We start from the raw sequence: 535 nt of genomic DNA on the forward strand, positions 1-535 counted from the left end.
TTTTACAACTGTACTATATTTTCCATTCGTATACTTATCTAATACTTTCACTGCATATAAATCCACATCAGGAGCAATTCCTGTCATACCGCTATTATTTTTTTGCGCTCCAATAATACCCGCTAAATGTGTTCCATGACCATTATCATCATCAAAATCTAAAACATTTTCAACAAATGAAACGCCATCTTTTATCTTTACATCTGGGTGCTCTCTATCAATACCAGTATCTAAAACCGCAACAGCAATTCCTTTCCCAGTAAGAGGGGAAACTCCTTTTCCTTTCGTAGATAAAACACTGGATACCCCATTATGTAAAGACTGTTTCGTCCCATTTGCTTTTACATTTCCATCTTGTTCAACTTCCAAGACTTCAAAATACTGTTTCAAAGTCTTTGTTGGATCATAAGGAAATTCAGCTTTTACAATGGGTAAATTAGAATACGTTTCTTTTACTTCCCCACCTTGTTTTTCAATCAAATTTTCATCAATTTTATCTCGAAACATAATTAAATAATCATCTTTCTTTGATAAC

At 33.1% G+C, this 535-nt stretch carries 1 protein-coding gene; it reads right to left on the minus strand.

Annotated features, from left to right (window positions below):
• Positions 1–535: S8 family serine peptidase (locus tag FE392_RS22655; protein WP_319931932.1), on the minus strand; the 535-nt coding region annotated here is incomplete at both ends.

This window comes from Xenorhabdus santafensis, assembly GCF_033949405.1.
GTDB lineage: Bacteria > Pseudomonadota > Gammaproteobacteria > Enterobacterales > Enterobacteriaceae > Xenorhabdus > Xenorhabdus santafensis.